Below are 20,283 nucleotides of genomic sequence, written 5' to 3' on the forward strand. Positions count from 1 at the left end.
CATCAATAATGCCCTGTTATTATCGCGGAAATGTGATTTTGCAATAAAATGTCATCGGGACCGAGCGGAATGGGAAGGTCCAGATGGTCCGGTATCCTTGCGGTTTGTTCATCAAGCCCCGCCAGAAGGCGCGCGTAGTCCGGGTTATTCCGCAGGGCTTGCGGTGTATGAGCGACCCAGTAACGGGCGAAGCCCTGCAAGCCGGTGAGATGGGCCCATACCGTGCCTTGTCCGGCATCTGAAAGGGTTCCGCGGGCAACAACAGAGAGGGGGCCGAGCGTGAAAGATGCCTCCTGAATTAAAAAGCGTTCATAACCCACATATTGGTTCAAACCGGCAGGACGGTCGCTCAGATCGTGTCCATCACTCGTCCGGTGCAGTGCGGCGAGAACGAGGTGGAAATACCGCGCTTCAGGCAGTGCAGCGCGGAGGTCCAGCAGGCTGGGCGTCAGGCTGCCGCTGCCCCGCGTGGCGCTCAGCTTAGGTTCTACCCTGTCTGCGCGCAGGTCCAGGCTCCATGCCAGAGAGGGGTCGGCGCTCCGCCCGCCGGGCAGGAACCGCGCGGTGATATCGCGTAGCGTGAGCGTGTCGATTCCCGATATCGGTAGCCCCGATGCCGTCACACCTGCCGTGCGATAGATGATCACCTGCCGCGACGGGTCGAACCAGCCCGATCCACCACCAGCACTGAGCACGACATCGCCACCGGGGCGCAGGATTTGTGCACCCTCATTCGTGAATGACGCTGCTAACGGATGCCTCCAGCCGGGTGTGATCGTAAGGGATCGCCCGGTCCAGCCCTCTCCGGAAGCACGGCCTATCAGGGGGGCAGTCAGCACGATGCGTGACCCCCACGGGCGCCATTGGCGTGCTTTCTCCTGCCACTCAAATTGCCAACCCTCTGCCCGCGCCGTCGCGGACAGCTTCACGATCTGTCGGTCGATCTGACTGATTCGATAGGCGTCCAGAACCTGTATCGAGAGTAACAGGGACGTAACACCGATTATGGTGAAGAAGAGCCCTTTCCTCATCTCGGATTGGTCCGATGAATACTGCGCAATTGGAAGGTTCTGTAGTCAGGTTTCACAGTTGTCGCGAGAAACTGCACATTTTATCCCCAAAGCTGAGAACGGATGGAATGAGGAAAAAAAAAGAGTCTGTTCCGCGGGGCTATGAAAGCGGAAGGGGCTGTGTTAGATGCCCCCTCCGCACCGTTCTTTGCGCCACAAGGCACGAAAAACCTAGCTTTTGCGGCGATTGTCTCTTGATTCGCTTTCTTGCCCGCCCCGGCTGGATCCTTTCAGGATCGTACCGGTTCAATGTGGGTTATGCACGGTGTTCCGCACAGGATTCCCCCTGATCAGCGTCCCAGGTCCACAGAGTTATCCACAGGGTGTGGCATATCGTGTGCCGCACAAAGCTTGTCCCAGGACCTATAGATCGAGTCGATCAGAGAGTGCCTCCCGGCATTCGCAGGCAGGGCCTCTCCTATGGCAATGATGATTTCGCCCGGAGTCATCAACCAGCCACGGCGCGGCCAGTGCAGCCCGGAATTGGTCGCGACAGGGATGACGGGTACAGCGGCCTGCTTGGCCAACGCGACTACGCCGGGCTGAAGGGGAACACGCTCGCCAGGGACGGTTCTTGTCCCTTCCGGGAAGATGATGATCTGTCGGCCTTCATCAAAATGCTCCTGCGTCGCCTTCATGAGGGCGCGGAGTGCCTTTGCGCCCGCTGCGCGCTCGACAGGCACCATGCCGGACAGGATCAGCATGGGACCGATGAACGGTATGCGGATGAGCTCCTGCTTGATGACATAGGCCGGCTGTTCGGCAATGGTCATCCAGATGAAGCCATCGAAGAAAGACTGATGCTGCGAGGCGACAAGGCACGCCCCGGAAGGCAGGTTCTCGCGGCCGATGACGGTGATGCGTATGCGACAGATCAGGCTCAGACCGCGCAAGGTGAGCGATGACCAGAGCTGGGCATAGCGCAGGGCCAGCTTTTGGCGTCGTAGGGCGCGTATGGGCATGGCGATCACACCCATGATCAGGGTGAGGATGATGAAATAGCTCATGAAAAGCCAGGCGCGTATCCGGATCATGCACTCCCCCAGTAGCGTCTCGAGAATCCGATGTTCACTAGAGCATCACGAGGCAGGAGGGAAACGGCACCGCGCGGGATTCGGGGCCGGAATCGGTTTTCACCCGGATGGGTTCATGACTGCGGAGTGAGATTGATTCCCCGCGAGAGGCCCAGATGAGAGCCAATCCATTTGGTGTATTCGTGCAGCAGTAAGCTGAATGTTGCGCGATTGGGGCTGCGTCTCAGCGCCGGTGAGCGGACAGGGTAGGGGTGGAGCGTGACCTCCGGTGCGGCGCGATGGATTTCAACCATAGCCCGTCGGATATGGTAGCCCGCCGTAACGACCAGTAGTGAGCGGATATGGTTCTGCGTGGCCCATTGAGCCGTCTCCGACCCGTTGCCGATGGTAGACACCGCACGCCTGCCCAGTGTGATGCGCGACGCCAGTTCGGGTGTCAGCGATATCGGTGCATGTTCGCTGAGCTGGCTGAGTGTGGCATGGGGCCCAACCCCGGAGATCAAAAGCTTGCGCCCAACCCCCTTGTCCAGCAGCTGAAGCGAGGCCTCGATACGGTCACGCCCCCCGGTCAGGGCAACGATGCCGTCACAATGTACCGGATTGGATACGGGGTGGAGCGCATCGACGCAAAACCAGGCGAACCCCGCGCACCAGACGAGGGCCAGAACGAACACCAGAAACGGAACGGCCAGCCAGAATCTCATGGCAGCCGGCGCAACCACAGACGCACCGTACCCTGAGCCACAACGAAGCTTAGGGCAGCAACGAGCACCGGCACACAGGCGAGGGACTGGAGCAGAGCTGGAGGTATGGCTGCCGACAAGGCAAGCCATTGTTCATAGCTCTGGGGCCACGTTGTTGCACCGGCGTCTACCTGGTCCATGAAGGGCAGCAACAGGTGATAGAGTATGGCCAGTATTAGCCCGCCGAGCGCCGTGCCGATTACCCCACCGCTTAGCCCGAGCAGGGCACTGCGCCAGGCGATGCGTCGTGCGATCAGCCCGTCACGGGCGCCGAGGCCATGAAGGATTTCAATAGTGCGCCGTCGTGCAATCAGCGTCATGCGCACGGAAAGTGTGGTCACGCCAGCAGTGGCAAACCCGGCCAGCAACACGGCAAGCCACGCACAGGCCTGCAAAGTCTGGCCAAGAAGCATCAGGCGCTCGCCCCAGCGGGCATTTTCCTCGATGATGGCTGAGGGCGCGATCGTATCCAGTATGACTGGCAGATCGGTGACGGGGCCATCGCTGCGTCGCGTGATCGAGAGCACGACGGGCAGGTCTGACAGGCTGGCCTGCATCGTGCCAAGCCAGGGGCGAAGGATATCGCGCAGCCTTGCCTCGGGCAGAATTTCAACACTGGCGATGCCGGGATCGCTCTTCAATACGGTAATCAGCTTGCGCGCTGTGTCTGCGGCATCGCCCGTGAGATCCGGAATTTCGATCGTGACCTGTCGCGTGGCGCCGTGGTCCCATTCGCGAGAGAGAACGCGCGCCGCATTCCAGCCGCCCAGTGCAAGGGCTGCGATTGCCGCCACAGCAGCGATCAGGGGTATCAGCCCCTGGTCGCGCCGGCCCAGATGCAGCCCATCAGGAAGCTTGCGGCTCATCGATCCCTCTCCCGCAGGGAGTGTGGGGCAGAGAGGGAGAATGAGGCGGCAGAGCCATCGGAATGGTTGCTGACATCGCCGCCCGGGGGCATGGGTTGAAAGCCGGTGGGGTGCGTGTCCGGGGGATGCATCACCGGGGGCGGGACAGCTTTTTCGAGGCGGCCGTTACGCAGGCTGATACAGGGCAGCGGCATGGCCCGCAGCAGCGACTCGTTATGCGTGGCGACGATGACCGTCGTGCCTGCGCGGCTCAGAGCCCGCAATGCCTCGATGAGTTGCCAGCTTTGCGACTCAGCAAGGGCATTGGTCGGTTCGTCCGCCAGTAGCAGGGCCGGGCGGGTTACAAGAGCACGGGCGATGGCAACGCGCTGTCGCTCTCCCCCTGAAAGCTCATCCGGCAGACTGTCCGATTTGGCCCCCAGATCGAGCCAGTCGAGGATAGATCCGATCTCACCCCTTATCGCGCTGTCGGGTTGACCGGCCAGACGTAAAGGAAGGGCGATGTTGTCATAAACGTTCAGTTCGCCAAGCAGGCGCAGATCCTGAGGGATGAACCCGATGCGCTGCCTGAGCTGCGCCAACTGGCGGCGGCTGGCCCGGTCCGTTGCGACCCCGAGAATTTCGACTGTACCGCTTTCTGGCAGAGTCTCTGCATGGGCGAGGCGAAGCAGGCTGGACTTGCCCGCGCCGGAGGGGCCGGTCAGCCAGTAGAAGCTGCCTTGCTGGATGGTAAAATCGAGTCCCTCAAGGACCGGGCGCGCCATCTGGCGTTGCCCGGCCAGACGGCGACGGAGGGCATGGCGATAGCTGACGTTGTAAAACCGGATCATGAAAGCCCCGGTCGCGTCGTTACATGTTGCGTGCGGCGACGGCCGAAACCGTCGCACCGAGGGCGGCGATGGCCATCAGCATGAAACCATCGAAGACAAGGCCGCTTGCCGTCATCACATGGCTGCCGATGGCAAGATGATCGGGAATGCTCCCGACCACGTGATTCATGACATCCTGTGCCTGAGGGTCGGTCGAGGCGGTGCCAGTGGTGATAGCCGAAAGAGCCTTGGGCAGGGCCATCCAGCCAATGCCAAGCACGAGGCAAAGCGGTGCCAGAACCTCGGCCACCTGCTGCGCGAAATAAAAGGCGAAGTAGCAGACAGCCCAGAAAGCCGTACGCAGGACGGCAAGCCCGCTGCTGCTGCGTCCGCCTATGCCAAGCCCGTTTGTGCCACGGGGCTCGCGGTCGTCGCTCGGCTGGCCTAGGCGTGACAGGGACGGGCGGGGCGAAACTTCCATGGGGCGCTTCCAGCTTGTCGTGGTGGGCACGAATGAAGTGGCGTCCAGTCAGGGCTGGCCACATTGTCTGATCCTGAGGTAGCTGCCAGCGCGGCGAAATGCAATGATCAGCCTGAGATGCGGCCTTGCTTCCATATGAACATCAAGACCTGCACATGCCGCGTTGTGAGGGACCCCATAGCAGGCCGGATGGCATGAGCCTTCGACATGTCGCCATTCCTGCAACCACCAGACGATAGAGGAACTCTTTTCGTCCTGAGGGCGCTGGCGAACTTGATCACCCCCGCAAACTCATGAGACCAGTGCATTCATGACCCTGCAAGATGTGCCCCGCCCCGCAATCCTTCTCGTTGAGGAGTCGGATATACAGGCGCAAGCCCTGACGCTTCTGCTTGAAGAAGCAGGGTTTGTCGTCCGGCGCGTGGCCAGCGGTGAAGAAGCCCTGACCTGCCTTGATGACGGCCTGCCGGATCTGGTGGTGGCTGACTACCACCTACCTGGCATGAATGGCGGGCAGATGGCGCGTCAGTTCCGCATGAACGCCCAGACGCGCTCGATCCCCATCCTGATGCTGACCGAGGATGTCGGCCCCGGACTGGAGCGTGAAGGGCTCGAAAGCGGCGCGGATGCCTATATCTCCAAATCGGCCCATCCTGACCTGCTGGTGCTACGTATCCGTGCGTTGCTGCGAGAGGGCTCGGACTTTCTTCAGGCCGAAGAGGCGGGACGTTTCCGCCGGGCGCGTATCGTTATCGTCACGAGCCCAAATACAGAGGATTTCGAGGACGAGCCGAGCGACAATGCCAATTGGGAGCGCGATTCCTCCGGTGCGTCTCTGGGGGAGTTGCTCTGGCGCGATGGCCATACGGTCACCACGGTTACCGCCTCGGGCGAGCTGATTCATGGGGGCTGGCTCGGGGGCGAGGAGGGGCCGGATTGTCTGGTGCTCGACCTTACGTCGCGCCTGCTCGATGGCGTGAATTTCTGCCGCCGTCTCGATGCGCGCCGTCAGGATGTGCTCGAGGCCGGAGGAACTTCCTTCCGGATCCTCGGCATTGTCGATGCTGACCGGTTCAGGCGTCACTCTGCGGCAGATCTGTTCGATGCGGGGCTGGATGACCTGGTGCCCAGCGACATCGCCCCCGATGTTCTGGCGCTGCGCATCCGGGTGCTGGTGCGTCGCAAGCTGGCGCAGGACGAGATCAGGCAGCAGGAAATCAAGCGTCAGGTGCGCGAAGTGGCGCTTCAGACAGCGCAAAGCGAGGCCCGCGCCATCGCTGCCAAGGCCGCTATGGCCGAGGCGCTGGCCCACGCCAATTCAGAACTGGCCGATGCCAATGCGCGACTGATCGAGACACAGGCCAAGCTGGTGCAGACAGCCAAGATGGCCTCGCTCGGCGAGCTCGTGGCAGGCATCGCCCACGAGATCAACAACCCGCTCGCCTTCACCCTGGCGCATGAGGAAACCATCGCACGCGCCCTGCAGCGGCTTACGGAGTCCGAGGGGCCTCTTCTGCCAGCACAGCTCGCGCTGCTCGAGAAATGTTCGAGCCGTATCGGCGCGATGCGGCTGGGGCTGCAGCGCATCCAGAATCTGGTGCTGAGCCTGAGGCGTTTCTCACGGCTCGATGAGAGCGCTTTTCAGGATACCGACGTGGTTGAGGCAATCGATACCGCGCTCGCCCTTCTGGCGCATAAATTCGGCCGCGAGATTACGGTGGAGCGCCATCTGTCGGCCCCACGCATGCTGGTCTGCCAGCCGGCCCTTCTGCATCAGGTGGTCATGAATATCGTCAGCAACGCAGCCGATGCCATACGCTCGCGCGCCGAGGCCGAAGGGCTTGAGGCCGGGGCGCCCAGCGGCAAAATCGTGATCCGGACCGTTCTGAAGCAGGAGGGATCGGATGCAAATTACGTGATCAGCGTGGCAGATGACGGACCGGGTGTGCCCGCCGCCCTGCGCGCCCGTGTGTTCGAGCCGTTCTTCACGACCAAGCCTGTCGGTATGGGAACGGGGCTGGGGCTGGCGATTGCCTATGGCGTGATCGAGGCGCATGGCGGCACGATTGATATAGAGGACGCGAATCTCGAGGGTGGACGCGATGTGGGGGCCTGTTTCACGCTCTCCGTTCCGGTGCGCCTTACCCCTACGGGACCGGTGACGATAGGACGCAGCGCATGAAACGGACCGAAATGAGCGTACCATTCGGGAGGAGCCGTATCCTCCTGGTGGATGATGAAGCCGAAATTCTGGTCGCGCTGACCGATCTGCTGGAAGATGAATTCGATATTCTCTCCAGTACAGACCCGCTCGAGGCGCTCGAATTCCTGCGCAAGTCACCCGATATCGCGGTGATTGTCTCCGATCAGCGTATGCCCAACATGACGGGCGATGTGATGCTGAGCAAGGCGCGGGACTATTCCGATGCGCGTGGAATTCTCCTGACCGGTTATGCTGATCTGGCCGCCGTGGTTGCCGCTCTCAATCAGGGCAGGATCCAGTTCTATGCCCACAAGCCGTGGGAATCCGACTCACTGCGCGCGATGGTACGTGAGGTTGCAGCCCATCATCGCCTCGAGCGGGCATTGATGATGGAGCGCGTGCTTTTGCATGGTGCACTGGAATCAGTGCCGATGGATGTCGTGTTTTCCGAGGCCGATGGCACGGTACTGCGCCATAACATCGAGGTCGAGGTCACGCCGGATAGCAGGGGCGATATCGCTGAGGACTCCCTGTTCAACGATGCCCTTCGGCCCGATATCGCCGCCATGCGTGAGGAAACCCGAAGCGAGGGCGAGGTCTCGCGGCTGGTGTCGGAGCAGACGGCTGACGGGGTGAGGTGGCACGAGATCACGCGCCAGACCCTGCCCTGGCCGCGCAATGCGCTGGGTGTCCCTTTCCCGAGCGCGCAGCGCTGGCAGATGATGCTCGACCGCGACGTGACAGAGCGCCTCGCCATGGAGGAGCGCCTGCGCCAGGATGACAAGATGCATGCTCTTGGCACACTTGCCGGGGGGATTGCGCATGATTTCAACAACCTGCTGACCGCCATGCTGGGCTCACTCGAATTGCTGCAGGACATGACGCCTGCGGTAAACCCGACCGTGACCAAGCTTTTCGACAATGCCCTTGAATCGGCCCGCCGCGGCACGGTCCTTACCCGCCGTCTGCTCGAATTCGGTCGACCGAAACCCATGGCGCTGCGTCCGGTCAATCTGGTCGAGATGATCTGGAGCATGCACGACCTGATCGTGCAGAGCCTGAGCCGGGCAAGCGATCTGCGCGGCGAAACGGGGCGCTGTACGATCGATCTCTCTGCCGTGCCGCGTGATCTGGTCATGCCCCCCGTGATGAGTGACTCCGGTCAGCTTGAAATGGCCCTGCTTAACCTCTGTATCAATGCCCGCGATGCCATGCCGGATGGCGGTGTCATCAGCGTCGCGCTCAGCCATGAGGCTCATGCCCCTGAAGGTGAGCGCGTCGTGCTCTCGGTCGATGATCAGGGCTGCGGCATGCCGCCGGAGATCGTGCGCCGTATCTTCGAACCTTTTTTCACGACGAAGGGCCTTGGAAGCGGCACGGGTCTGGGACTTTCGACCATCTACGGGTTCCTGCAGCGCAGCGGGGGGGATATCCGCGTCGAAAGCACGCCGGGCGAAGGCACACGCATGATCATGCTTCTGCCTGTTAGCCATGAGGCTACGGCAGGGGCGCAGCAGGAGGCGGTCGAGGCTGTTTCGGGGCCGCGCAAGCTGCGTGTGTTGCTGGCTGATGATGAACCCGGTGTGCGGCTCGTTACGGCGCAATTCCTCTCGCAGGACGGTCATGAGGTGATCAGCGTTGCGGATGGCAAGGATGTGATTGCCTGCCTGGCTGCGGGTGAACATTTCGATCTGGTTGTGCTCGATCTGCTGATGCCAGGCATGGGCGGCCGCGAATGCGGCGCCATCCTGGCGGAGACATATCCTGCTCTGCCGGTGCTTTACGTCAGTGGTTATGCCGACCCCGAAAACCTCCCAGCCGATGCTTTCGTGCTGGGCAAACCCTTCACCCCGGTGGAGTTACGGCAGGCAATCGCCACCACGCTGCGTAACTGGGCATAGGGCGGGCTTGTCTCTCTGCGCGCAGGGCTTATGTGAAGAGGCATGCACACTCATTCCCCTTCCCCCCACGACCCTGTTGGCTGGCATGGCACCACCATCCTTTGCGTTCGTCGCGATGGACAGGTTGCCATGGCGGGTGACGGGCAGGTTACGCTTGGCCAGACGGTCATCAAGGGCAATGCCCGCAAGGTACGGCGCATAGGGCCCAAGAACTCGATTCTCGCCGGGTTCGCCGGGGCAACAGCCGATGCCTTCACCCTGCTCGAGCGCCTCGAAGCCAAGCTGGAGCGCTATCCTGATCAGCTTGAACGGGCCTGTGTCGATCTGGCGAAAGACTGGCGCACGGATCGCTATCTGCGTCGGCTGGAGGCCATGATGGCGGTGGCCGATGCCCATCGCTCCTTCACACTGACCGGCAATGGTGACGTGCTTGAGCCTGAGGACGGAATCATCGCGATCGGCTCCGGCGGCAATTACGCGCTTTCGGCCGCGCGTGCGCTCATCGATATCGAGGGGCTGAGTGCCGAGGATGTGGCCCGCCGTGCGATGAAGATTGCTGGCGATATCTGCGTCTACACCAATCATTCGGTCCGGGTGGAACTGCTGGGCGGAGAGTCGCTGTGATGGAAATTCCGAATTACTCGCCGCGTGAGATTGTCTCCGAGCTCGACCGCTTCATTATCGGTCAGAACGAGGCCAAGCGGGCTGTCGCTATTGCCATGCGTAACCGCTGGCGCCGTGCGCAACTGCCCGAAGGGTTGCGTGAAGAGGTCGTGCCCAAGAATATCCTCATGATCGGGCCAACCGGCTGCGGCAAGACCGAGATCGCCCGCCGTCTGGCGCGTCTGGCACAATCGCCTTTCCTGAAGGTCGAGGCCACCAAGTTCACCGAGGTCGGCTATGTCGGGCGTGATGTGGAATCCATCGTGCGCGATCTGGTCGAGGTGTCACTCACCATGCTGCGTGAGGCCCGACGCAAGGACGTGAATGCCAAGGCCGAGCTTGCTGCAGAATCCCGCCTTGTCGATGCGCTGGTCGGTGAGGGGGCCACGGCGGACACCAAGACCAAGTTCCGCCAGATGCTGCGTAATGGCGAACTCGAGGACAAGGAAATCGAGATTCAGGTGGGACGTGAGCCGGGCGCGGGTGAGATGCCCGACATGGCAGGTGGCACGGTCATGAATGCCGCTGCCTTTGGCGACCTCATGAAGAACCTCATGAACCGCTCGCCCCAGAAGCGTCGCCTGACGATCGCAGCCGCGCGTCAGCTTCTGATCCGCGAGGAGGCCGACCGGCTGGTGGATAATGACGCACTGACCCAGGACGCAGTGCGTCATGCGCAGGATCACGGCATCGTCTTTCTCGATGAGATCGACAAGGTCTGCGCCCGTTCGGGTGAAGGCGGTGGACGGGGTGGCGATATCTCGCGTGAGGGTGTGCAGCGCGATCTTCTGCCGCTGATCGAGGGAACGACGGTCACCACCAAATACGGGCCGGTGAAAACCGACCATATCCTGTTCATCGCATCCGGGGCTTTTCACCTGGCGAAGCCCTCGGACCTGCTGCCTGAGTTGCAGGGGCGTCTGCCCATTCGCGTCGAGCTAGCTGGTCTGACACGTGAGGACCTCAAGCGCATTCTGCTCGAGCCCGAACACTCCCTGCTCAAGCAATATGTCTCACTTCTCGGCACCGAGAATCTGACGCTCTCCTTCGAGGATGGCGCGGTGGATGCGCTCGCTGAACTGGCGACGGACATCAATGAGCGTGTCGAGAATATCGGTGCCCGTCGTCTTGCGACGGTCATGGAGCGTCTGCTGGAAGATGTTTCCTTCAGGGCGTCTGACCGGAGCGGGGATACTGTTGTGATTACCGCGCAGGATGTGCAGGAGCGCGTTGCGCCTCTGGCCCGCAAGGGCGATCTGAGCAGGTTCATCCTGTGAGCGGCGCGGTAACGGATCTCCCCTTCGTCCAGCCCGTGGATGGCACGGCGGCGGAGGCCATTGCATCGATCAGCGACGAACTTGCCTTGTTCGATGACTGGATGGATCGCTACGAATACATCATCGAGATGGGGCGCAACCTCCCGCCCTTTCCCGCTGCGTGGCAGAATGATGGTCATCGTGTGCCCGGCTGCCAAAGCCAGGTCTGGCTTGAGGCGCATGAGTCAGGTGGCCGCCTGTTCTTCGCTGGTGCGTCCGATGCGGCCATTGTGAATGGGTTGGTAGCTTTGCTGCTGCGCGTCTATTCCGGGCGTGACCGGGCGGAGATCGAGGCAACGGACCCGACATTCCTGCATGATCTGGGACTGGTGAAGGCGCTCTCGACCAACCGTGGCAATGGAGTCGAGGCAATGGCCCAGGCCATACGGGCCCGAGCCCGGGCCTGATTTCGACAGGGTAGAACGGCAATCAAGAAAAAAGGCCCGGGAGACCGGGCCTTTTTTACATGGAACAACCCGAACTGCGAGAGGCGGAGACCGCCCCCTAAATCAGTTCTTGCCGGGGGCCCCATCAGCGGGGGTCGCGGGTGCGGTCGCCTTGCTATCGTCCTTGGAGGCGGCATCAGCCTTGCACTTGGTGAACTTGCCCTTGGCATCGCGGCATTTCTCGGCCTTCGGCTTTTCGCATTTCACGAACTTGCCCGAGGTCGCATCGCGGCAGGGCTTGGCGTAGGCGACAGGGGCTGCGGCTGTGCCGAGCAGCACGGTCAGAGCGAGAAATCCACGGAGCATGATGAAATCCTTGGCTGAGGTTTCAGCAACACTCTGACATTATTTGTCGCTGCGCAAGAGCCGTACAGGCCCTTTGAAGCCAGACACAAAAAAACCCGCCAGAAGGCGGGTTTTCCTGTTTCCGAAACCGGGAAGGATCAGTTCGGCAGAGCGTAGGCGATGACGTAATCGCCCATCTTCGTGCCGAAAGAGCCATGACCACCGGCATAGGTCACGATGTACTGCTTGCCATTGGCAGAGTAGCTCATCGGGGTGGACTGGCCACCGGCGGGCAGACGGTCCTGCCACAAGGTTTCACCCGTCGTGACGTTGTATGCACGGATGTAGAAATCCAGCGTGGACGTCAGGAAGGCGACGTTGCCGGCCGTGGTGAGCGGGCCACCGAGGCTGGGAACGCCAACCTTGAGCGGCGGCAGCTGGATGGGCAGGGCGCTGTTGTACAGACTGTCACGCAGCGTGCCATTGCGATGCTGCCAGACCACCTTGTTGGTGCGCAGATCGATACCAGCCATGTAGCCCCACGGCGGACGCTTGCAGGGGATCGGCAGACCGATGCGTGTGGTGATCGGGTTCAGGAACGGGCTCAGCATGATGGCATAGGGTGCGCCATAGTTGTGCTGCAGGCCGGTCTCGCCGCCCGAACCCTTGGCGTCCTTTTCGGGCCAGAGCGGATTACCCGGACCGCGGGGAACCAGACGCGACACGAAAGGCAGGGCGATCGGGTTGGAGATGGCGATCTGACGCTGCGGATCAACAGCAAGACCACCCCACTCGAAGATACCCAGATTGCCCGGGAAGATCAGCGAGCCACGCTCGGACGGTGCCGTGAACGTGCCCTTGTAGTCGAGCTGATGGAACGCCACGCGGCAGATCAGCTGATCGAACACGGTGCCACCCCACATGTCCTTGCCCGTCAGCAGGGCCTTGGGACGCAGGGTCAGGTCAGAGAAGGGCTGTGTGGGAGCAACGTGATCGCTCTTAACCACTTCCTGCGGCACGGGAAGCTCGGGTGCAGGCACGATCAGCTTGCCGTCGCGACGGTCGAGAACGAAGATGTTGCCCGTCTTGGCCGGTGCGTAGATGGCCGGAATGACGGTGCCGTCCTTCTGGGTGATGTCCACAAGGCTCATCTGGGCCGGAAGATCCATGTCCCACAGATCGTGGTGCACGGTCTGGTAGCTCCAGGCCAGCTTGCCGGTATCGGCGTGCAGGGCGAGCACGGACGACGCATAGCGTTCGGCATCGGGGGTGCGGTTGCCACCCCACTGGTCAGGGGTCTGAACGCCGGTCGGGATATAGACCAGGCCCAGATTGGCGTCATAGGACGCGGTGATCCACGAGTTGGGCGAGTTGGCGACGTATTTGTGGTCACCGCTCGGCATTTCGTTCGGGTCGGGGTTCGAGGGGTCGAACACCCAGACGAGCTTGCCTGTGAACAGGTCGAAAGCACGCGTGACGCCCGAGGGCTCCTTGGTGGAGTTGTTGTCGGTCACGGCGCCGGAAACGATCACGACCTTGTCTGTTACGACAGGCGGTGAGGTCGGCTCGTAGCCGCCAACATGGTCATACGGCATGTAAGGCGTACGCAGGTCGATCTCGCCATTGTTGCCGAAGCTCGGGCAGGCCTTGCCAGTCTGGGCATCGACAGCGAACATGCGACCGTCATTGACGGGCAGGAACAGGCGCTCATGGCACTCATCAGGGGCCGGCGTGCCATCTGACGTGACGGCGCTGGCATCGGATTTGTGGTAGGTCACGCCACGGCAGGTCAGATGCTGGAAGCCCGGATTGACATAGAGATGGGGGTCGAACACCCACTTCGTCTTGCCGGTTGCGCCATCGACGGCCCACAGCTTCTGATGCAGCGAGCAGAAATACAGCGTGCCATTGACGGCGAGCGGTGTCGCCTCATTGGTGGCTTCACCGGGGTCGTTCGGGCCCTTGAGGTCGCCCGTGCGCATCGTCCAGGCCACCTTGAGCTTGCTGACATTGTCAGCGTTGATCTGGGTGAGCGGGGAGAAGCGATCGCCATACTGGGTGCGCCCATAGGCCTGCCAGTCGCCATCGGGCACCTGGGCGGCATCACTGCCAGCGGCGGCGATCTTTTCGGTGGGCAGATTGCCCGCCTTGTCACCCGGATCCTGCACGAAGGCCACGACCACGACAATCAGTGCGAGGACGACGCTGCCGAGCAGGGGCAGGGTGGCGAGGCGGCTTGTGGTGATCTGGCGGCTGACAAACGGCAGAAGCAGCCAGATGCCGAGAATGGTGATCACGTCGCCACGCGGCACGAGCGACCAGAAATCGATGCCGATTTCGCTGATCGCCCAGATGAGCGAGCCGAGGATGATCAGGGTATAGAGCCAGAACGCGGCTGGGCGCCCCGTCCAGACGAGATAGGCGGTCGCCAGAAGGGCAATACCGCAGACTGCGTAATAAGGGGTGTCGCCATAGCTCAGGAGCCAGACACCGCCGAGTGTCAGATAAATGCCACAAAGGGCAAATATCACGGCGGTGAGGGCTGCCCAGAACCGCGGCCGGGAAACCGTGTTCATGCGTCGTCCTATGTGTGGTTTCGTGTTCGGAAACGTTGCGAAAAGAGACCGCGTCGTAAAAGGCCCAAATGTTGATCTACGTCAAGAACGTCCCATATTGTGGTTAAGGTTCTGTCTAACCCAAAGTAAATGTTTTAGCGCGTTAAAATGGGTTGTGCAGGGCAGAGATATCCTTTAGGTGCCCCCTTTCGAACGCGCGTCCAGGCGATGGTAGGGCATGCCTGGCCGCTTGGTAACGCCCGCAAGCAATTGCGGGAGGTTGCCTGATATGTCGAGAGGAGAATGAAATGCCCAAGATGAAGACCAAGTCGTCGGTCAAGAAGCGGTTCAAGATCACCGCGACCGGCAAGGTGATGTGCGGTCCCGGCAACAAGCGCCACGGCCTCATCAACCGTCCGCAGAAAATGAAGCGCACCAATCGCGGCCCGCAGACCATGACGGACATGGATGCGAAGACCGTGAAGCAGTGGGCCCCCTACGGACTGGCTTGAGGAGCAGATAAATGGCACGTGTTAAGCGCGGCGTAACGACGCACGCCCGTCACAAGAAGGTTCTGGATCTCGCCAAGGGTTACCGCGGCCGGTCTTCCACCAACTATCGTATCGCTCTCGAGCGCGTCGAGAAGGCTCTTCGTTATGCCTATCGCGACCGTCGCAACAAGAAGCGCGATTTCCGCGCTCTGTGGATCCAGCGTATCAACGCTGCCGTTCGCGAGCAGGGCCTGACCTACAGTAAGTTCATCAATGGACTGGCAAAGGCTGGCATCGAAATCGACCGTAAGGTTCTGGCCGCCATCGCATTCGACGACGCAGCAACCTTCGCCGAGATCGTGAAGCTGGCGCAGATGGCTCTTGAGCAGTCCGCTCAGGAACAGACGGCGCAGGCCTGATCAAAGGCTCTAGCCTCCGGATTTCGGCTTCGGCAGATTTCCGGATTTGATAGAAAACGTGTCGTCCTGTATCAGGACGGCCCGTTTTCTTTTTTGACGATACCAGTTGACCGATGGGACAGGCGAATGATGGGCGATGATCTCGAAGCGCTGAAAAGCGAAACTCTCGAATCTCTGGCGCAGGCGCAGGATCACGCCAGCTGGGACGCCATTCGCGTTGGGGTGCTCGGCAAATCGGGCCGCCTTACTGTCCTGCTCAAGGAACTGGGCAAGATGACGCCCGAGATGCGCAAGGAGCGTGGTCAGGCACTGAACCGACTGCGCGATGCGCTCAATACGGCTGTTGAAGAGCGTGGTCAGGCCATTGCCGAGGCGGCGCTGGAGGCCCGGCTGAAATCCGAGCAGGTCGATGTGTCGATGCCTGCTGTCTCGACTCCGCTCGGGCTGCTCCATCCGATCAACCGAACGATCGAGGAGATGACCGCGATTTTCGGTGCCATGGGGTTCTCGGTCGCCGAGGGGCCGGACATCGAATCGCAATGGCATAATTTCTCGGCGCTCAATACGCCCGACCATCATCCTGCGCGGACCGAGCACGACACATTCTACCTGCCTGCATCCCATGAGGAGTCGCCGCCGCGTGTGCTGCGTACCCAGACATCGGGCGTGCAGATCCGCACCATGCTGACCGAGCCCCCGCCGATCCGCGTCATCGCGCCGGGGCGCACCTATCGCGCCGATCATGACGCCACCCACTCACCGATGTTTCATCAATGTGAAGGACTTGTCATCGACCAGGGCATCACGCTCGGTCATCTCAAGGGCTGTCTGATCGAATTTTTGCGTATCTTCTTCGACAAGCCGAACCTCCCTGTCCGTTTCCGCGCCTCCTATTTTCCGTTCACCGAGCCCTCGATGGAGGTTGATATCGGCTGGTCGCGCCAGACGGGTGAGATTGGCGGTGGGACCGACTGGCTCGAGGTTCTGGGCTCGGGCATGGTTCATCCGCGTGTACTGGCCAATTGCGGCCTCGATCCCGCCATCTGGCAGGGTTTTGCTTTCGGCATGGGCATCGAGCGTCTGACCATGCTCAAGAACGGTATTCCCGATCTGCGCTCCTTCTATGAGAGCGATCTGAGATGGCTGCGTCATTACGGCTTCTCCGCCCTATCCTCCGTCAGCCTCGCAGAAGGAGTCTGAGACCATGAAATTCACTCTGTCCTGGCTGCGCGAGCATCTCGATTTCACGGTCTCGCTGGATGAGATCGTCAGCAAGCTCAATGCCATAGGCCTCGAGGTCGAGAGCGTTGAAAATCCCGCCGACTCGCTGCGTGGCTTTCGTGTCGCCAAGATTCTCGAGGCCCATCGTCATCCCGATGCCGACCGGTTGCAGGTCTGTGTGGTGGCCGCTGGTGGGGATTACGAGAAGGTGCAGGTCGTCTGCGGTGCGCCCAATGCCCGCGCCGGACTCCATGTGATCTTTGCCCCGCCGGGGACCTATATTCCTGGCAGTGATATCACCATCAAGGCAGGCAAGATTCGCGGGCAGGAAAGCGGGGGCATGCTGTGTTCGCTTCGCGAGCTTGGTCTCGGGGCGGAAAGTGACGGCATTGCCGAACTGCCCGAGAATGTCGTGCTGGGTCAGCCCTATGCAGACTATGCGAAGCTCGATGACCCGGTGATCGATATCTCGATCACGCCCAATCGTGGCGATGCTCTCAGCGTGCGCGGCATTGCCCGCGATCTGGCTGCTGCCGGGCTGGGGCATCTCAAGCCGTGGCTGGTTGAAACGGTCGAGGGGCAGTTTGCCTCATCGATCAACTGGGACATCCAGTACGATACGGCATGCCCTTACATTGCCGGGCGTCTGGTGCGTGGCGTGAAAAACCGCCCGAGCCCCGACTGGCTGCGTCAGCGCCTCGAATCGATCGGGCTCAAGCCAATCAGCGCGCTGGTCGACATCACCAATTATCTTACCTTTGATCTGGGGCGTCCGCTCCATGTGTTCGATGCGGGCAAGATCAGCGGCAATACCCTGTCTCTCACCCGTGCAGCACGTGAGACGTTCCGCGCACTGGATGGGCGCGACCTCGTTCTCGGCACGGATGACCTTGTCATTGTCGATAGCGCTGGCGTGCAGTCCCTGGCGGGCCTGATCGGCGGCGAGGCGACGGGCGTCTCTGACGAAACGACGGATGTGTTCATCGAGGCCGCTCTGTTTGACGCGGTGCGTATCGCCCTGACGGGGCGCAGGCTCGGCATCCATACCGATGCCCGCCAGCGTTTCGAGCGTGGGATCGATCCGGCACTCGTTCTGCCTGGCCTGGAGGCTGCCACGCAGCTCATTCTGTCGCTCTGCGGCGGTGAGGCCAGTGAAATCACCAGCGCTGGCGCAGTTCCCGCCTGGCAGCGTGAGGCATGGCTGCGTTTCGATCGCCTCGAAACGCTGGGTGGTGTCGAAATCCCTTCTGGGGAAGCCACACGCATCCTTGAGCATCTCGGCTTTGCCGTGCGTGAGCAGGATGAGACACGCGCCTGTTTTGCGGTGCCATCATGGCGCAATGACGTGGCGACAGGTGTCACGCTCGATCAGGCACCGCATCTCGACCCTGCCCAGGCCCGGAACGCTGCGGCCTCGGTTCATGCCATCGAGGCAGAAAACGACCTGATCGAGGAAGTGCTGCGTATCTACGGGCTGGACTCGGTTCCCCCGCTGCCATTGCCGCTCAAGACCGCGATTGCCGCTCCCGCCCTGACGCCGGCACAGGCCCGTCTGGGCGATCTGCGTCGACTCTGCGCGTTGCGTGGGCTGGTGGAGACCGTTGGCTTCTCCTTCGTCTCGCATGAAGATGCCCTGCTGTTCGGTGGAGCGCCTGAGGGGCTGCGTCTGCTCAACCCGATCGCCTCCGACCTCAACCAGATGCGCCCCACGCCGCTGATCAATCTTGCCCGGGCTTGGCAGCGCAACGCGGCGCGTGGGCTGAGTGATGCTGCCCTGTTTGAGCTGGGCCCCTGCTTCCATGCAGATGGGCAGAAACTCGTGCTGGCCGGGCTGCGTGGTGGTGAGACGCCAAGGCGCCCCGGCATGCGGGCGCAACCCATGACGTTGTGGGACGCCAAGGCGGATCTCATGGCGGCGCTCGAGGCACTCAAGCTTCCTGCCGAGGCGCTGAGCGTGACGGCCGATGCGCCCGGTCATTACCATCCTGGCCGCTCGGGTGTTGTGCGTCAGGGTCCAAAGACGGTTCTGGGCTGCTTTGGCGAACTGCATCCCCGCGTAACACGCGCCATGGGCATCGACTCGACCCTCGTTGTGTTCGAGATCTTCCTCGATGCCGTGCCGCTGCCCAAGGTCAAGCGTCGCCAGCCGCCTGCGCTCTCGGCGTTCCAGCCTGTCAGTCGCGATTTTGCCTTCATCGTGGCACCAGGTGTGGAAGCTCAGGCCGTTCTCAAGGCCGCCCGTGGTGCCGAACGGGCGCTGATCAGCGATGTGAGCCTTTTCGATGTGTATGAGGGCGGGTCGCTTGAGGCGGGCCATCGGTCATTGGGCATCGAGGTCACGCTTCAGCCCGTCAAGGCGAGCCTGACCGATGAGGAAATCGAGGCTGTTTCCGAAAAGATCATTGCAGCCGTTGCCAAGGCAACCGGCGCAACGCTGAGACGCTGAGGCCCCATGCCCAATTCTGCCATCACCCCTCGCGTCATCTGGCTTCTGGCAGGTGAGGCCAGTGGTGATGTGCTGGGCGCCCACCTCATGCAGGCACTTCACGCGCGCGACCCGCATCTGATTTTCGTTGGAATCGGTGGTCCGCGCATGGAGGCTCTGGGCCTTGCCAGCCTGTTCCCCATGCGGGATCTGGCGGTGATGGGGCTGGTGGAGGTGCTGCCGCGTATCCGACAGCTTTCCCAACGCCTGAACGAGGCGGTCAATGACGTGGTGCTGCGTCAGCCCGATCTGATTGTCACGATCGACTCTCCCGGGTTTGCACTGCGCTTTCTTAAGCGCCTGCGTCATGTGACTGTACCGAAAATCCATTATGTCGGCCCGCAGGTCTGGGCGTGGCACGAGAAGCGCGTCCATAGTTTTCCCGAACTCTGGGACCGGCTGCTTTGCCTCCTGCCGTTCGAGGTGGAGTGGTTCGGTGAGCGCGGCGTAGCGGTCGATTTCGTCGGTCATCCGGTGCTTCAGTCAGGGGCCGATCAGGGGGACGCAAAGCGCTTTCGGCTGCGCCATGGCATTGCCGATGAGGCACCCGTGCTGATCCTGATGCCGGGCAGCCGTCGCTCCGAGGTGCCGCGTCTTTTGCCGGTTTACGGTAAGATGCTCGCCCTGTTGAAACACCGTCTGCCGGGTATCGTGCCGGTCCTGCCGCTTTCGCCGCTTGTTGCCCAGACGGTACGCGCTGCCGTGGCACGCTGGCCGGTCAAGCCGATCATCGTGACCGAGCTGCATGACAAGCATGATGCTTTCGCCGCAGCAGGCGCAGCCCTGACCAAATCGGGCACGTCAACGCTCGAACTGGCTCTGGCGCATGTACCGATGGCTGTGGCTTATCGCGTCAATCCGGTCACGGCGTTCATGGCGCGTCGCCTGATCAAGGTGAAATATGTGGCGATGGTCAATCTGCTGGCAGGGCGGGAGGTCGTGCCCGAGCTTCTTCAGGAGCGTTGTACGCCAGAGGATCTGGCGGATGCGTCCTATGCCCTGTTGACCGACCCGGCGCTGGGGGCGGCGCAGCGCGAAGCCTTCGATGCGGTCATGGCGCAGCTGCGGCCTCCGGCATCGTCGAGCCATAACGGTACCCCGTCAGACGCGGCGGCAGAAGCGGTTCTGCGTATCCTGAACGAACGCCGTCCGGTGACAGCTTTGGGGAGTGTCGCGACAACTGAGCTCAACGCGCCCTGAGACCTCTCAGGACGCGCCTGCGGTGGGTTCAGCGGCCTCAGCGTACCGCGGTGGGGGCTGTGGTTCCGTGAGGGGAAGGCCCCGTTCGCGCCGCC

18 protein-coding genes are annotated in these 20,283 nt (G+C 61.8%); 10 read left to right on the forward strand and 8 right to left on the reverse strand.

The genetic code is table 11. The features are described from left to right. Positions 1-2: 2 nt before the first annotated feature. From P5689_RS12210 to P5689_RS12235, 6 genes are all read right to left on the reverse strand, one after another. On the reverse strand, positions 3-1,031 hold the full coding sequence (locus P5689_RS12210; RefSeq protein WP_285533351.1) for a hypothetical protein: 1,029 nt from the start codon (positions 1,029-1,031) through the stop codon (positions 3-5). A gap of 329 nt (positions 1,032-1,360) precedes the next feature. Then, the gene (locus tag P5689_RS12215; protein WP_285533352.1) at positions 1,361-2,104 is read right to left on the reverse strand and encodes a lysophospholipid acyltransferase family protein; all 744 of its coding nucleotides are present in this window, start codon (positions 2,102-2,104) and stop codon (positions 1,361-1,363) included. A gap of 113 nt (positions 2,105-2,217) precedes the next feature. After that, positions 2,218-2,808, reverse strand: a complete 591-nt coding sequence (locus tag P5689_RS12220; protein ID WP_285533353.1) for a YdcF family protein — start codon at positions 2,806-2,808, stop codon at positions 2,218-2,220. Beyond that, positions 2,805-3,713 carry an FtsX-like permease family protein gene (locus tag P5689_RS12225; protein ID WP_285533354.1) on the reverse strand — a complete coding sequence of 303 codons (909 nt, stop codon included), beginning with the start codon at positions 3,711-3,713 and terminating at the stop codon, positions 2,805-2,807. Before P5689_RS12225 ends, P5689_RS12220 begins: the two co-directional genes overlap by 4 nt. Further along, a complete protein-coding gene (locus tag P5689_RS12230; protein ID WP_336718376.1) occupies positions 3,710-4,543 on the reverse strand; it encodes an ATP-binding cassette domain-containing protein in 834 nt (277 codons plus the stop codon). The genes P5689_RS12225 and P5689_RS12230 overlap by 4 nt, the downstream gene beginning before the upstream one ends. 19 nt (positions 4,544-4,562) lie before the next feature. Then, complete coding sequence (locus P5689_RS12235; protein WP_285533355.1) at positions 4,563-5,003, reverse strand: hypothetical protein; 441 nt, start codon at positions 5,001-5,003, stop codon at positions 4,563-4,565. A gap of 310 nt (positions 5,004-5,313) precedes the next feature. On the opposite strand from P5689_RS12235, the gene P5689_RS12240 reads away from it, so the two are divergent. The 5 genes from P5689_RS12240 to P5689_RS12260 are packed head-to-tail and all read left to right on the forward strand — an operon-like array spanning position 5,314 to position 11,493. Further along, positions 5,314-7,185, forward strand: a complete 1,872-nt coding sequence (locus P5689_RS12240) for a response regulator (protein ID WP_023978121.1) — start codon at positions 5,314-5,316, stop codon at positions 7,183-7,185. Beyond that, positions 7,182-9,107 carry a response regulator gene (locus tag P5689_RS12245; RefSeq protein WP_285533359.1) on the forward strand — a complete coding sequence of 642 codons (1,926 nt, stop codon included), beginning with the start codon at positions 7,182-7,184 and terminating at the stop codon, positions 9,105-9,107. The genes P5689_RS12240 and P5689_RS12245 overlap by 4 nt, the downstream gene beginning before the upstream one ends. 42 nt (positions 9,108-9,149) lie before the next feature. Then, positions 9,150-9,731 (forward strand): ATP-dependent protease subunit HslV, encoded by a 582-nt coding sequence (gene hslV / locus P5689_RS12250; RefSeq protein WP_285533360.1) that lies wholly within the window; start codon positions 9,150-9,152, stop codon positions 9,729-9,731. Continuing rightward, complete coding sequence (gene hslU, locus P5689_RS12255; protein WP_285533361.1) at positions 9,731-11,047, forward strand: ATP-dependent protease ATPase subunit HslU; 1,317 nt, start codon at positions 9,731-9,733, stop codon at positions 11,045-11,047. The genes hslV and hslU overlap by 1 nt, the downstream gene beginning before the upstream one ends. Then, positions 11,044-11,493, forward strand: coding sequence for a SufE family protein (locus P5689_RS12260; protein ID WP_285533362.1), 450 nt, complete (start codon positions 11,044-11,046; stop codon positions 11,491-11,493). Before hslU ends, P5689_RS12260 begins: the two co-directional genes overlap by 4 nt. A 102-nt stretch (positions 11,494-11,595) precedes the next feature. Here P5689_RS12260 and P5689_RS12265 read toward each other — a convergent pair whose 3' ends face one another. Together P5689_RS12265 and P5689_RS12270 are read right to left on the reverse strand one after the other, a co-directional pair. Next, positions 11,596-11,838, reverse strand: a complete 243-nt coding sequence (locus P5689_RS12265; RefSeq protein ID WP_051757689.1) for a hypothetical protein — start codon at positions 11,836-11,838, stop codon at positions 11,596-11,598. Positions 11,839-11,975: 137 nt separating this feature from the next. After that, on the reverse strand, positions 11,976-14,393 hold the full coding sequence (locus P5689_RS12270) for a glucose/quinate/shikimate family membrane-bound PQQ-dependent dehydrogenase (protein WP_285533363.1): 2,418 nt from the start codon (positions 14,391-14,393) through the stop codon (positions 11,976-11,978). 287 nt (positions 14,394-14,680) lie between these two features. On the opposite strand from P5689_RS12270, the gene rpmI reads away from it, so the two are divergent. From rpmI to lpxB, 5 genes are all read left to right on the forward strand, one after another. Beyond that, positions 14,681-14,884 carry a 50S ribosomal protein L35 gene (gene rpmI, locus P5689_RS12275; RefSeq protein ID WP_023978115.1) on the forward strand — a complete coding sequence of 68 codons (204 nt, stop codon included), beginning with the start codon at positions 14,681-14,683 and terminating at the stop codon, positions 14,882-14,884. An 11-nt stretch (positions 14,885-14,895) separates the two neighbouring features. After that, on the forward strand, positions 14,896-15,282 hold the full coding sequence (rplT, locus tag P5689_RS12280) for a 50S ribosomal protein L20 (RefSeq protein WP_062164227.1): 387 nt from the start codon (positions 14,896-14,898) through the stop codon (positions 15,280-15,282). 129 nt (positions 15,283-15,411) lie between these two features. Next, positions 15,412-16,482 carry a phenylalanine--tRNA ligase subunit alpha gene (gene pheS, locus P5689_RS12285; protein ID WP_062165706.1) on the forward strand — a complete coding sequence of 357 codons (1,071 nt, stop codon included), beginning with the start codon at positions 15,412-15,414 and terminating at the stop codon, positions 16,480-16,482. Positions 16,483-16,486: 4 nt separating this feature from the next. Then, positions 16,487-18,949, forward strand: a complete 2,463-nt coding sequence (gene pheT / locus P5689_RS12290; RefSeq protein ID WP_285533365.1) for a phenylalanine--tRNA ligase subunit beta — start codon at positions 16,487-16,489, stop codon at positions 18,947-18,949. A gap of 6 nt (positions 18,950-18,955) precedes the next feature. Continuing rightward, the gene (gene lpxB / locus P5689_RS12295) at positions 18,956-20,188 is read left to right on the forward strand and encodes a lipid-A-disaccharide synthase (protein WP_285533367.1); all 1,233 of its coding nucleotides are present in this window, start codon (positions 18,956-18,958) and stop codon (positions 20,186-20,188) included. Positions 20,189-20,283 lie beyond the last annotated feature (95 nt).

The sequence above is a fragment of the Asaia sp. HumB genome (assembly GCF_030263835.1).
Taxonomy (GTDB): Bacteria; Pseudomonadota; Alphaproteobacteria; order Acetobacterales; family Acetobacteraceae; genus Asaia; species Asaia bogorensis.